Source organism: Rhizobium sp. A22-96 (assembly GCF_053521805.1).
Window position 1 is genome coordinate 85,926 of sequence record NZ_JBNWDQ010000001.1, and the last position, 12,808, is coordinate 98,733.

The following is a 12,808-nucleotide window of genomic DNA, read 5'->3' on the forward strand; positions in this document are numbered from 1 at the left end:
CCAGAGGAACGTCATGAACGAGACACCGAGATTCGATGCCTATCGGCACGCCATTCCCGACCCGCTGCTGCCCCAACGCAACGACCCGTTCGATGCGGCCGTACCGCCGATCTATCAGACTTCGCTGTTTTTGTTCGATAGCTACAAGGAGCTGGAAGATGTCTTCGCCGGCCGCTCGAAGAAGCCGATCTATTCGCGTGGCGACAACCCGACGGTGCAGCTGCTGGAGAGCAGGATCGCCGAGATGGAAGGAGCCGAGGCGGCGCGCGCCTTTGCAAGCGGCATGGGCGCCATTGCCGCCGCAGTCCTTGCCTTCGTCGGCCCAGGAGATCGCATCGTTACCGTGCGGCACGTCTATAGCGATGCCTTCCGTTTCTTCGAAAAAGTCCTGAAGCGTTTCGGCGTCATTGTCGACTATATCGACGGCACCGATACCGAGGCCATGATTGCGGCCCTTCCCGGCGCCAAGCTCGCCTATCTCGAAAACCCCACCTCCATGGTGTTCGAGTTGCAGGATCTGCCTGCCATTGCCGAAGCCGCGCGTCGCCATGGCGTCGTGACAATCGTCGACAACTCCTGGGCAACGCCGCTCTATCAGAGCCCGCTCGCCCTCGGTATCGATATCGTCATCCATGCCGCCTCGAAATATCTTGGCGGTCAGAGCGATACGGTGGCGGGCCTTGTCGCCGGCTCCAAGGCGCATATCGATCGGATCAACTGCGAAATCTATCCCTACACGGGTGCGAAGCTGGCGCCGTTCGAGGCGTGGCTGGTGCTTCGCAACCTGGAGACCCTGCCGTTCAGGCTGCGTCATCACCACGAAGCCGGCCTGGAGGTCGCATCGTGGCTGAAGGCACATGAGGAGGTGACCAACGTCATGCATCCGGTCTTCTGCGAACATCCGGGCAAGCGGACCTTCAGTGGTTTCGGCGGGCTTTTCTCCTTCGAGGTTTCCGATCGCATCGACGTCGCAGACTTCGTCGATGCGCTGGGTCTCATCCGCATCGGCGTCAGCTGGGGCGGCCCGGAGAGCCTGGTTGTTCCGGCAAAGGCGGCGCTCAGCATCTCACCCGAAACCAATGTCTTCGCACGATTTGGCGTCAGTGACCGCACCATTCGCCTGAATGTCGGGCTGCACACGGCAGCTGCCATCATTGCGGATCTGGAACAGGCACTGCTGGCGTCAAAACGGTAGGTCGCGTCAACGTTTCATATTGCCATATGGGCGGAGTGGCACTACCACCCCGCCCATACTATTATCCATTGTTGATTTCATTCCCGCCCCGTGCTGACCGAGAAAAAATGACCATTCCTTCCAACGAAATGCTGAGCTCGCTTGCAAGCGAATATGGGACGCCGCTCTGGATCTACGACGTTGCCGCGATGCGCCGTCGCATCGAGCAATTGTCCACCTTCGACGTCGTGCGCTTCGCACAGAAAGCTTGTTCAAACATCCACATCCTACGGGAAATGCGCAAGGCCGGTGTCCAGATCGACGCCGTTTCGCTTGGCGAGATCGAACGGGCGATGCGGGCGGGCTTTGCTGCGGGCAGCACATCAGAGCTTGCAGAAATCGTCTTTACCGCCGATGTCTTCGACCGGCAGACGCTGGAGCGGGTCATTGCCGACAGGATCGAAGTCAATATCGGTTCGATCGACATGCTGCACCAGCTCGGCGAGCGTTCGCCGGGCCACAGGGTATGGTTGCGGATCAATCCGGGTTTCGGTCACGGCCACAGCAACAAGACCAATACCGGCGGCGAGAACAGCAAGCATGGCATCTGGTTCGAGCAGTTGCAGGAAGCCGTGGCGCTGACGCAAAAATATTCGCTGACGCTGGTCGGCCTGCACATGCATATCGGCTCGGGCGTCGACTACAGCCACCTGCAGCGTGTCTGCGGCGCAATGGTTGGCTTCTGCCGCGAGCTTTCCGTCGATATCGAGGCGATTTCAGCCGGCGGTGGCCTTTCCATCCCCTACAGAGAAGGCGAGGAAGAGATTGACCCCTCGCATTATTTTTCGCTCTGGGACGCGGCGCGGCGTGAGGTTGAGGCGCATTTTGGTCATCCGATCCGGCTGGAGATAGAACCTGGGCGCTTTCTGACCGCGGATTCCGGCGTCCTGCTCGCAGAGGTAAGGGCCGTCAAGACCATGGGCCGGAACCGCTTTGTACTCGTGGATGCCGGCTTCAGCGATCTTGCCCGGCCGGCTATGTATGGCAGCTATCACCACATTTCGGTCATTCCGGGAAAGACGCCTCGGAGCGCAGGAGCAGCTATCTTCCCGACGGTGGTCGCGGGCCCTCTTTGCGAATCGGGCGATGTCTTCACCCAGACGGAATCAAGCATAGTCCAGCAACGCGATCTTCCTGAGGCCCATGTCGGCGATTATCTCGTTTTCCACGGTGCTGGCGCCTATGGCGCGACGATGTCGTCGAACTACAACAGCCGGCTCTATGCCCCGGAGGTGCTCATCGATGGCGCAACGCATCGATTGATCCGCCGGCGCCAGACTTTTGACGAGCTGTTGGCCCTGGAAGATCTCTAAACAGGTGCTTCGGCTTTCGGGCACGGCGCATCGAATGGTGCTGGCAAGATCCGGCAACCATTCCGTGGTTGGCGCGGGGGCTTTTCCGCGGTTGCGAAATGAATATAGTGGGCACCACCGGGCGTCGTGAGGCCCGGTTCTTGTTCCTTTGTCACCAGCCGCAAGGCGCGAAAGTTCTGCACCGATATGCTGGCCTGGCTTGATCAGAGAACCGAAATCGTCGAACACGCGGATCAGGCGGCGCAATTTTTCGAGCCTGCGCATTCCGCTTATTACAGCGGCAAGCCTGGTCAGCCGCTGAAACTGCTGCTGCAGGCGCGCAGTGACTTTCTATCCATCTGGCGGCAAGCGGATTATCGGGAACATGTCGCCGAATTCAAGCTATTCGGACGCCAACTCGTCATCGTCAATTCGCCGGAAGCGATCCGTTACGTGGTCGCCAAGCGCCACGAGAATTTCGAGCGCAAGACGCCGCAGATGCGCCGCGCGCTGGAACATCTGCTGGGTGACGGCCTGTTCATTTCGGACAAGGAGACGTGGAAGCAGCGGCGGCCGCTGGTTGCCGATATCGTGCACAAGAACCGCGTCCCAGCCTTCGGGGCGATCATGCAGACCACGGCAAGCGAACTTGCCGATCGTTGGCAGAGCCTTGGCGAGGGGGCGGAGGTCAACGCGCTGTTCGAGATGGCTGGGCTGACGGCGGAGATCATCTCGCGCAGCGTCTTCGGCAATGATCTCGGCGAGGAAAGCGCCAATGCCGTGACCGAGGGATTTGCCAGTTACCAGGCCTTGGTGGACTCCATCAATCTCGGTTATTTCCTCGGCTTCGACGAGGGGCTGCCGATCGTCAAGACACCGAGCCTGCGCCGCTCGGTCAAGCGCATCCATCGGATCATCGATCAGGTGATCGAAGATCATCTGGCCGGCAAGGGCGATAACAGCTCGATGGTCGAGCTGCTGATCCGGCGCCAGAAGCGAAATCCCGAGCTGAAGCTCGATGTCGTGGCGCTCAGGAACGAAGCCGCGACGATTTTCATGGCCGGACATGAGACGACGGCCGCGACTTTGACCTGGGCATGGTATCTGCTTGCCGGGGCGTCTTGGGTGGAAGAGGCTATTCACACGGAAATCGATGCTGTCTGCGGCGATCGCGTGCCGTCGATCGACGACGTTGCCAAGCTCGACTGGTGTCGAGCCGTGATCGAGGAAACGCTGAGGCTTTACCCACCCGTGCCGATTTTGGCACGACAGGCAGCCGAAGCGGATCAGATCGGCGATGTAAAAGTGCGCAAGGCTGCGCTCGTCCTGATCGTCCCATGGATTTTGCACCGCACGGACTCGCTTTTCCCCGAGCCGCATCGCTTTCATCCGGAGCGCTTCTTGGGTGAGACACGCCCGACCCCCTATAGCTACATCCCCTTTGCCGCTGGCCCCCGCGTATGCCCCGGCCTGCAGTTTGGCCTCACCGAGGCAATCCTTTGTCTGGCAATCCTCGCTCAACGCTTTAGGGTGCGCGTCAAGGAAGGCCATAGCGTCCAGCCACAATGCCGCCTGACCCTGCGCCCTCGCGGCGGCATGCCGGTCACCCTGCATAGGCGCTGATCCGATGTCCGCTGACAATGAAGAGGGCAAACAACCCGCCAGCGGGAAACGCAAGGCGTGGACCTATGAGCCGCCAAAAGCCCCGCCTATCGCTGATTTCGTGGCTGGTGGCGAACGGCGCCAGGCTTTCCTGCGGTATTGGCTCTACGAGAATATCGGCAACGCCATAGATCTCGTTTTCTACTTCGTCTTCATGCTTTTACCGGCGCGGGCATGTTCAGCGATTGGCGGTTGGCTCGGACGGTTTCTCGCGCCGCGTTTCCACAAAGGCGCCTATGCCCGCGCCGCTGTAAACCTGAAGGCGATAAGACCGGATCTCAGCGATGCCGAGCTTGAGATACGTTTGGAGCGCTACGCCGATTCACAGGGCCGTCAGATGGCCGAATATTCCGTGGTGCCGCGGCTTGCGCGACATCATGTCCGGATGATTGGCACCGCAAGCGTGGTCGAGCGTTGCGCTGAAGGGCCCGTGATTTTCATCGCGCCGCATGTGAGCAACTGGGAGGTGCTTTGGCACTGTCTGCTCGACATGGGGCTGGCCGTGACCATGAACTACGATCCTCCGAAGCGCCGATCCCGCCACTACATCGTCAATCGCCTGCGCAAGGGCGCCGGCCTCGGCATCCTCAAGCCGGGCCGTAGCTTCGTACGCCCGGCTCTCCGCATTCTGGAAAACGGCGGCAATCTGCTGATGTTCTGCGATGAGGGCTTCAATGGCCGCATTCGAGCACCATTTTTCGGCCGACCGGCTCATCTGGAGGGGAATTACGCGGTTGTCGCGCGTATGGCGCGCAAGACGGATGCGCTGATCTATCCACTGTTTATAACCCGCGATAACGGAGCGAACTTCACCCTACAGGCGGTGGAGCCTTTCAGGCTGGCCGCCCCGGCGGGATCAGAAGATCCGCTTGCAGAAGATGTTCGCACCTTGAATGCAGTGATCGAACCCATTGTTCGCGAACGCCCTGAGCAATGGTATTTTGTGGACAATCGATTGCTGTGATGAATGTGCTGATAGAATTTTCCACCGTGGCAAGTGAATTTGGGGTTGCAACGGATTGAAGGGCCTTAACGTTTAGGTTAACACTTCGCCAACTAAAAATGCCTTCTGCTGTCGGACTTTGTTGCATCTTTGTGAACGAGAAAGTTTCTCCACGATCGTGCTTTTTTGAGATATAGCTCCTGCGGCTTCTGCTTGGTTGTACGACGTAGGGCGTGAATGGATTTTCGATGACGATATTGGTTTCGGGTGGAGCAGGGTTTATCGGCGGGAATTTCGTTCTTGATTGGCTTGAGCGATGCGATGAAACGGTTATCAATCTCGACAAGCTGACCTATGCCGGCAATCTGGATACGCTGCGAGGATTGAAGGGAAACAATCGTCATGTGTTCGTGCATGGCGATATCGGTGATCGTGGCTTGGTTGCGGATCTGCTGTCCTTGCATCGGCCACGGGCTATCCTCAATTTTGCAGCCGAAAGCCACGTCGACCGGTCGATCCATGGACCTGGTGATTTTATCCAGACGAACATCGTCGGTACCTTCAATCTGCTGGAGGCGGTTCGCGACTATTGGGACGGCTTGCCTGATGGAGAAAGACAGGCCTTCCGGTTCCTGCATGTCTCGACTGACGAAGTCTACGGCACGCTTTCGGCCGATGACGCGCCATTTAATGAGCTCAATCGCTATGAGCCGAACAGCCCCTATTCGGCCAGCAAGGCGGCGTCCGATCATCTGGTTCGCGCCTGGCATCATACCTATGGCCTGCCGGTGCTGACGACGAATTGCAGCAACAATTACGGCCCTTATCACTTTCCGGAAAAGCTGATCCCGCTGGTGATCCTGAATGCGCTGTCGGGCAAAAGCCTGCCGATCTATGGCGATGGCCAGCAGATCCGCGATTGGCTCTATGTCCGGGATCACTGCGGGGCCATTCGCCGCGTGCTGGAGGCGGGCAAGGTCGGCGAGACCTATAATGTCGGCGGTTGGAACGAGAAGCCCAATCTGGAGGTCGTGCAGACGATCTGCTCGATCCTCGATGAGTTGAAGCCGAAGGCTGATGGCGGCCATTACAGCGACCAGATCGCCTTCGTAAAGGACCGCCCCGGCCACGATCGTCGCTATGCCATCGATGCACGCAAGCTCGAACGCGAACTGGGCTGGAAGCCTGAGGAGACTTTCGAGACGGGCATCCGCAAGACGATCGCATGGTATCTGGCCAATCAGGACTGGGTGCAAAACGTCACCAGCGGCGCCTATCGCGAGTGGCTCGGCAAGCAATATGAGGGGCAGTCTTGAGTAGCATCCTAATTACCGGCGCTAACGGGCAGGTCGGTTTCGAATTGCAGCGCTCGCTTGGCTCGCTGGGAAGCGTAGCGGCCGTGACCCGCGCAGAGATGGATCTGGCGCGCGAGGCAAGCATCCTGACCGCTCTCAACGAGCACAAGCCCAAGATCATCGTCAATCCGGCAGCCTATACCGCGGTTGATCGTGCAGAGGGCGACGTGGAGCAGGCAATGGCGGTCAATACCGCCGCACCCGGTATCATCGCGCGCTGGGCAGCCGACAACGGCGCTCTGCTGGTGCATTATTCCACCGATTATGTCTTCGACGGCACGAAGACGGAACCTTATATCGAGACTGATGCGGTCAACCCTCAGTCCGTCTACGGCGAAAGCAAGTGGCTGGGCGAGGAAGCGATCCGCGCATCCGGTTCTCACCATGTCATCCTGCGGACGAGCTGGGTCTACGGCCATCACGGCAGCAATTTCCTGAAGACCATTCTTCGGCTGGCACAGGAACGCGAGACCCTGAATATCGTCGCCGACCAGGTGGGGGCGCCGACATCGGCTGCCTTGATTGCCGATGTCACCCGCACCATCGTCGAGCATGTCGCCGGTTCGCAATCATCCGGCACCGTGTCGGGGACGTATCACCTTGCGGCACAGGGCAGCACCTCATGGCACGGCTATGCGACGCATATCGTTCGCAGGGCGTCGGAGGGAAACTTCAAGCTTGCGCTTGCAGCTAATGCGCTGAAGCCGATTTCGACAGCAGAATATCCGACGCCAGCGAAGCGCCCGGCCAATTCAAGGCTGGACTGCACAAAGCTTATGGAACGTTTCGATATCGCTCTTCCCGCCTGGCAGGCGGGCGTGGATGATGTCGTGGCGAGGCTAGAACCTGCAACGAATTGAAGCGGCAAGATCCTGTGATGGCTCGCATTGCCAGTCACTGGCGGCAGGCTGACTGCCATAGCCGAAATGAAAAACGAGACGGTGGACCATGACGAAAGCACGCAAAGGCATCATACTTGCTGGCGGATCGGGAACGCGCCTTTATCCGGTGACGCTTGCCGTCAGCAAGCAACTTTTGCCGATCTACGACAAACCGATGATCTACTACCCCCTGACGACACTGATGCTCGCTGGCATCCGCGAGATATTGGTCATCTCGACACCACAGGACACGCCGCGCTTCGAGCAATTGCTCGGTGATGGCAGCCAGTGGGGGATCAAGCTCGACTATGCGGTCCAGCCGAAGCCGGACGGACTCGCACAGGCTTTTCTGATCGGCGAGGAATTCCTGGATGGCGCCCCGTCCGCACTCGTGCTGGGAGACAATGTCTTTTACGGACATGACTTTACCCGACTGCTCCACGAGGCGAGCGGCAAGGCGAGCGGCGCCACCATCTTTGCCTATCACGTGCAGGATCCGCATCGCTATGGCGTCGTCGAATTCGATAGTGCGGGCCGGGCAATCAGCCTGGAGGAAAAGCCGAAACAGCCGAAGAGCAATTATGCCGTCACCGGGCTCTACTTCTACGATGAGAGCGTCGTCGATGTGGCAAAATCCATCCAGCCGTCGCCGCGCGGCGAGCTGGAGATAACCGACGTCAACGTGCATTACCTCAATGCCGGGCGGCTTGACGTGCAGACCATGGGCCGCGGCTATGCATGGCTTGATACCGGTACGCATGAATCGATGCTGGAAGCGAGCCACTACATCGCTACCATTGAGAATCGACAGGGACTAAAGGTTGCTTGCCCCGAGGAAGTGGCCTACCGCAGCGGCTGGATCAATGCATCCGATGTCGAGGCGCTGGCGCGTCCACTTAGGAAGAACGGCTATGGGCAATATCTCCTACGGATGCTAAGCGAACAGATATTCTAAGCCGACCGACGCATCCGCGGTCCCCAAGAACAGCTTAACGGGAAGACGAATGAAAGCCATCGATACGGCCATCGCGGACGTCAAGATCATCGAGCCGACGGTGTTTGCCGACGACCGCGGCTTCTTCTTCGAAAGCTTCAGTAAGGTGAAGTTCGAGGCGGCCATCGGGCGAAGCGCCGATTTCGTGCAGGACAATCACAGCCGGTCGGGCAAGGGAGTTCTGCGCGGCCTGCACTATCAATTGCCGCCGCATGCCCAGGCCAAGCTAGTGCGCGTCGTGGTTGGCGAAGTCTATGACGTCGCCGTCGATATCAGGAAGTCGTCGCCGACATTCGGACAATGGGTCGGTGTACTCCTGTCGGCAGACAACAAGCGACAGCTCTGGATTCCGGAAGGGTTTGCCCACGGCTTCCTGACGCTGAGCGACCATGTCGAGTTTCTATACAAGACGACCGAATATTATGCACCGCAAAGCGATCGCGGCATTCGCTGGGACGACCCGCAAATTGCCATCGACTGGAGCGTCGGCGATGTCCTGACGCTCTCCCAGAAGGACCAGCTGCAGCCATTGTTGGCACAGGCTGACATGTTCGAATGAGATATTCTGCTGCGAGCTTTTGATACGAGCAAGCTCGCCTTCAATAAGCTGTTCAAGGATTGAAGGCGGCCCTTATGACGGGCCGACCTCCAGAATAGCCTTGATAACCCCTGCCTCGGGCCTCAACCACTTTCCGAACAGCGCGGGGGCGTCGTCCAATGAACCCCGATGCGTATTCAATGCGGCGGTTGGAACCCGGCCGCTCTCCATCTGCGTCACGACCTCGGCAAAATCATCCGGCTGTGCGTTGCGGCTGGCGAAGAGGGTGGTTTCGCGTTTGTGAAACTCCGGGTCTGAAAAGGTAATGTCGTCGCGCACGACGCTGACGAGGACGTAGCGGCCGCCATGGGCGACGAAGCCGAAGCCGCGTTGCATGGCCTTGGCATTGCCCGTCGCATCGATGACGACATCGAAAAAATCGCCATCGGTAAGCCGTTTGGCATTGGCTTCTGCCTCAGCGTTGGCAAGCAGGGTTCGGTTGGCACTGAGGGAGGTTACCGTGAAATCGAGACGGTCCTCTCGCATGTCCATGACGGTAACGTCGGCGCCGCGCGCCTTGGCGAAGATGATGGCTGACATGCCGATCGGGCCGGCGCCAACGACAAGGACGCGGTCGGTGGCGGTAATGCCACCGCGCTTGACGCCATGGGCGCCGATGGCCAGAAACTCGATCATGGCAGCTTCGTCAAGCGAGGCCTTGCCGGCCGAGATGACATTCCGCTCGGGTACGCAGAGGAATTCGGTCATGCCGCCGTCGCGGTGCACGCCGAGGACGGCAATGTTCTGGCAGGCATTGGTTACGCCGCGGCGACAGGCAATGCATTTGCCGCAGGAGAGGTAGGGGACGATATAAACATTCTCCCCGTTTTTCAGGCGGCTCGAACCATTGGCATCCTCGACCGTGCCGGAGAGCTCATGGCCCATGACACGCGGATATTCGAGAAAGGGGTGCTTGCCCTGATAGATGTGAAAATCCGTGCCGCAAATGCCGACGCGCTTGATGCGCACAAGCACTTCGTCTTCGGCAGGGTTGGGCACGTCGCGCTCGATCAGCGAGAGCTTGCCGGGTTCGTTGCAGATCAATGTTTTCATCATGGTGGCTTTCGAAGCGCCTAATGAGGCTGAGGTAACTGTTGGAAATCGGCAGCGCAGGGTGCGGCGGTCTGACGGCATCCGCATTTGCTGATCAGGCGTCCCGCCGAAGCATGTCTGGATCTTGGTATCCGAGGCTCCGGCAGCTTCACGGCCCTACCTCGCTCAGAGTATATCGCTCTACGATTTGCCTTAGGATAGGCGCTTTCGAGACGCTGCCCTCCTGTTCGGCCCAATGCAGGAATGCGCCAATGCGCCGCCCAACCTTTTCGCGATGATGCTGGGCGATGTCGGCAAGGCGATGGTCGAGAAACGGATTGAGGAAGCGGTCGAGTGTTGTCGTAACATAGGTTGCCGCCTCACTGCCCATGCCGTTGGCGGCAAAGCCGGGCAAGACCTCACTTCGATAGAGTTCATCCAGTCTTGCGCGAATATCGGCGTCGGCAAGGATGGCGCGAACGGTTTCGTCGGACGGTCGACTTTCTTGCTGCCAGATCTCGGCAAGGAAGGTATGGCCGAGATTGAGAATGTGCAGCTTGAGGCGCTCGTAGGGTTCGAGGTCGTCGGTGAGTACGATGCTCTCATGCGTGCATGGAGGCCGGACGCCCGGTGCGCGCTTGATTGCCCAGAGCGCATAGGGCTCAGCGACGGCGCCGATGGGCTCGATGGGTTCCGAGACGATCCGGTCGACCAGCGTTTCGGCGAAGGCGACATGCTTGTCCAGCCACGCAAGGAAATCGGGCGCCACGCCGTTTTGCCTGATGCAGTCGACAACGACCTGCTTCAGGAGCCGCCCGTTGCCGGTTATCAGCTCGCAGGGAAGGATCACCAATGGCCGGCCGGTTGCTTGCCAGCGCTTGACGAGAAGGGCTGCCAGTTTGGCCGGAAACGAACGCGGAATTTCGCCGTCTGAGCCAAACCGATCCTCTTCCGGCCATGTCTTATAGCCGGTATCGCCGGTATTGGAGATGACGAATTCGGCCTCTTGCGCGAAAAGCTGCGAAAGCTCCTCCCAATGGGCGACGGCGGAAAGGCCGCGATCGACGCTGGTGACTTGTACATTGCGATCGACTGGTTGTCCGCCCGATATGCCGCGGATGATGACTGGATAGCCATGCTGACTGCTGAAGGCGCTGACGCGTCCGCTTCTGCTGCTCTCTCCGGAAATCTGCACGACTGTGATCGGACCGGCATTCTGACCGGACTGCCTGGCCTCATGAACAAATAGGGCTGCGTGCGCCTGCAAGAACCTGCTCGTGCCGAACTGGATGATGCGGGAGGTCACGCCAAGCTCCTTGTGCATACAAGGTATAGGGTGGAGCTTCGGCCACTAGCCTGAGACGCCGACATCGATCGTTCCTCCCGATGAATGTTTTTTATCTATAGAAAACATTTCATGCTTTGACGTCAAGCATTTTCAGCCGGACCCAACAAGAGCTTCGTGGATTGCCGTGCCATATGCCGCCAATGACGACGGCAAAAAGTTTCATGGAAATCACAAGAAAATGTCACAAAAAATGTGATTTTGTTGCTATTATTTGTTATAAATGCCGACGATGATGTGTCGCCCTAGGGGAAACTTCGCCTATGAAACGGACGGCGTCCGACATTCTCCGAATATCACCGAATTTTCCATGCCGAGGCACCGCGCTCCGATGGCCTTGCGCCACATATCGCTTCGGGCATCATCCGAACAATCCTAGCCACCCATCACCACCCAGGGAGAATTGAATGGCACGTATCACCTTGAGGCAGTTGCTCGATCATGCCGCTGAAAACGGCTACGGCGTTCCGGCTTTCAACATCAACAATATGGAGCAGGCGCTCGCCATCATGGAGGCGGCAGATGCGGTTGCGGCACCGGTGATCATGCAGGCATCGAGGGGCGCCAGAGCCTATGCCAACGACATCATGCTGAAGCACATGATGGATGCCGTCGTCGAGATCTATCCGCATATTCCAGTCTGCGTGCACCTTGACCATGGCAATGATCCCTCGAGCTGTATGACGGCCATTCAGGCCGGCTTTACCTCCGTAATGATGGATGGTTCGCTGAAGGCAGACGCGAAGACGCCAGCCGACTGGGATTACAACGTCGGCGTGACCAGGACGGTCACCGACATGGCGCATCTTGGCGGCATTTCCGTCGAGGGAGAGCTCGGCGTGCTAGGTTCGCTCGAAACCGGCATGGGCGAGGCCGAGGATGGACACGGTGCGGAAGGCAAGCTTTCACACGACCAGCTGCTCACCAATCCGGACGAGGCAGTGAAGTTCGTTCGCGAAACCAAGGTCGACGCGCTGGCGATCGCCATGGGCACCTCGCACGGCGCCTACAAGTTCACCCGCAAACCGGATGGTTCGGTATTGGCGATGAGTGTGATCGAGGAGATCCATCGCAAGCTGCCCAATACGCATCTCGTCATGCACGGCTCGTCGTCTGTTCCAGAGGAATTGCAGGAGATCATCAACCGCTATGGCGGCCAGATGAAGCCGACCTGGGGCGTGCCGGTCGAAGAGATCCAGCGTGGCATCAAGAATGGCGTGCGCAAGATCAACATCGACACCGATGGCCGCATGGCGATGACCGGCCAGATCCGCCGCGTACTGCAGGAGGACCCTAGCGAGTTCGATCCGCGCAAATACATGAAGCCGGCCATGGCTGCGCTGACGAAGCTCTGCAAGGAGCGTTTCGAGCAGTTCGGCACCGCCGGTCATGCCCCGGCGATCAAGCCGTTTTCCGTTGCCGAGATGGCAAAGCGCTACAAGTCCGGCTCGCTGGACCCGGTTTTCTCCTGA

The 12,808-nt window shown here is 58.9% G+C and carries 11 protein-coding genes; 9 read left to right on the plus strand and 2 right to left on the minus strand.

Annotated elements, in window-relative coordinates; translation table 11 throughout:
- Positions 1-13: 13 nt before the first annotated feature.
- The 8 genes from ACQZ6F_RS00370 (at position 14) to rfbC (ending at position 8,920) form a co-directional block, all read left to right on the plus strand.
- A complete protein-coding gene (locus ACQZ6F_RS00370; protein WP_449095412.1) occupies positions 14-1,195 on the plus strand; it encodes a PLP-dependent transferase in 1,182 nt (393 codons plus the stop codon).
- A 107-nt stretch (positions 1,196-1,302) separates the two neighbouring features.
- Positions 1,303-2,547 carry a diaminopimelate decarboxylase gene (gene lysA, locus ACQZ6F_RS00375; protein ID WP_449095411.1) on the plus strand — a complete coding sequence of 415 codons (1,245 nt, stop codon included), beginning with the start codon at positions 1,303-1,305 and terminating at the stop codon, positions 2,545-2,547.
- Positions 2,548-2,733: 186 nt separating this feature from the next.
- The gene (locus ACQZ6F_RS00380; RefSeq protein ID WP_449095410.1) at positions 2,734-4,149 is read left to right on the plus strand and encodes a cytochrome P450; all 1,416 of its coding nucleotides are present in this window, start codon (positions 2,734-2,736) and stop codon (positions 4,147-4,149) included.
- A gap of 4 nt (positions 4,150-4,153) precedes the next feature.
- Positions 4,154-5,152, plus strand: coding sequence for a lysophospholipid acyltransferase family protein (locus ACQZ6F_RS00385; RefSeq protein ID WP_449095409.1), 999 nt, complete (start codon positions 4,154-4,156; stop codon positions 5,150-5,152).
- Positions 5,153-5,379: 227 nt separating this feature from the next.
- Positions 5,380-6,447: a dTDP-glucose 4,6-dehydratase gene (rfbB, locus tag ACQZ6F_RS00390; protein WP_449095408.1), complete on the plus strand. Its 1,068-nt coding sequence runs from the start codon at positions 5,380-5,382 to the stop codon at positions 6,445-6,447.
- Positions 6,444-7,346: a dTDP-4-dehydrorhamnose reductase gene (rfbD, locus tag ACQZ6F_RS00395; RefSeq protein WP_449095407.1), complete on the plus strand. Its 903-nt coding sequence runs from the start codon at positions 6,444-6,446 to the stop codon at positions 7,344-7,346. The genes rfbB and rfbD overlap by 4 nt, the downstream gene beginning before the upstream one ends.
- Positions 7,347-7,434: 88 nt before the next feature.
- Positions 7,435-8,322, plus strand: a complete 888-nt coding sequence (rfbA, locus tag ACQZ6F_RS00400) for a glucose-1-phosphate thymidylyltransferase RfbA (protein ID WP_077467190.1) — start codon at positions 7,435-7,437, stop codon at positions 8,320-8,322.
- A 49-nt stretch (positions 8,323-8,371) separates the two neighbouring features.
- On the plus strand, positions 8,372-8,920 hold the full coding sequence (gene rfbC / locus ACQZ6F_RS00405; RefSeq protein WP_449095406.1) for a dTDP-4-dehydrorhamnose 3,5-epimerase: 549 nt from the start codon (positions 8,372-8,374) through the stop codon (positions 8,918-8,920).
- Positions 8,921-8,992: 72 nt separating this feature from the next.
- Here rfbC and ACQZ6F_RS00410 read toward each other — a convergent pair whose 3' ends face one another.
- Both ACQZ6F_RS00410 and ACQZ6F_RS00415 read right to left on the minus strand, forming a co-directional pair.
- Entirely contained in the window at positions 8,993-10,012 is a 1,020-nt protein-coding gene (locus tag ACQZ6F_RS00410) for a zinc-binding alcohol dehydrogenase family protein (protein WP_449095475.1), read from the minus strand.
- Positions 10,013-10,160: 148 nt separating this feature from the next.
- The gene (locus ACQZ6F_RS00415; RefSeq protein WP_449095405.1) at positions 10,161-11,297 is read right to left on the minus strand and encodes a mannitol dehydrogenase family protein; all 1,137 of its coding nucleotides are present in this window, start codon (positions 11,295-11,297) and stop codon (positions 10,161-10,163) included.
- 446 nt (positions 11,298-11,743) lie between these two features.
- Here ACQZ6F_RS00415 and fba point away from each other — a divergent pair, with 446 nt between their 5' ends.
- The gene (gene fba / locus ACQZ6F_RS00420; protein WP_449095404.1) at positions 11,744-12,808 is read left to right on the plus strand and encodes a class II fructose-bisphosphate aldolase; all 1,065 of its coding nucleotides are present in this window, start codon (positions 11,744-11,746) and stop codon (positions 12,806-12,808) included.

Bases quoted from the DNA above. Each gene is read 5' to 3' on its own strand.
- ACQZ6F_RS00370 (WP_449095412.1), top strand. From the start codon at position 14: ATGAACGAGACACCGAGATTCGATGCCTATCGGCACGCCATTCCCGAC.
- lysA (WP_449095411.1), top strand. From the start codon at position 1,303: ATGACCATTCCTTCCAACGAAATGCTGAGCTCGCTTGCAAGCGAATAT.
- ACQZ6F_RS00380 (WP_449095410.1), top strand. From the start codon at position 2,734: ATGCTGGCCTGGCTTGATCAGAGAACCGAAATCGTCGAACACGCGGAT.
- ACQZ6F_RS00385 (WP_449095409.1), top strand. From the start codon at position 4,154: ATGTCCGCTGACAATGAAGAGGGCAAACAACCCGCCAGCGGGAAACGC.
- rfbB (WP_449095408.1), top strand. From the start codon at position 5,380: ATGACGATATTGGTTTCGGGTGGAGCAGGGTTTATCGGCGGGAATTTC.
- rfbA (WP_077467190.1), top strand. From the start codon at position 7,435: ATGACGAAAGCACGCAAAGGCATCATACTTGCTGGCGGATCGGGAACG.
- rfbC (WP_449095406.1), top strand. From the start codon at position 8,372: ATGAAAGCCATCGATACGGCCATCGCGGACGTCAAGATCATCGAGCCG.
- ACQZ6F_RS00410 (WP_449095475.1), bottom strand. From the start codon at position 10,012: ATGAAAACATTGATCTGCAACGAACCCGGCAAGCTCTCGCTGATCGAG.
- fba (WP_449095404.1), top strand. From the start codon at position 11,744: ATGGCACGTATCACCTTGAGGCAGTTGCTCGATCATGCCGCTGAAAAC.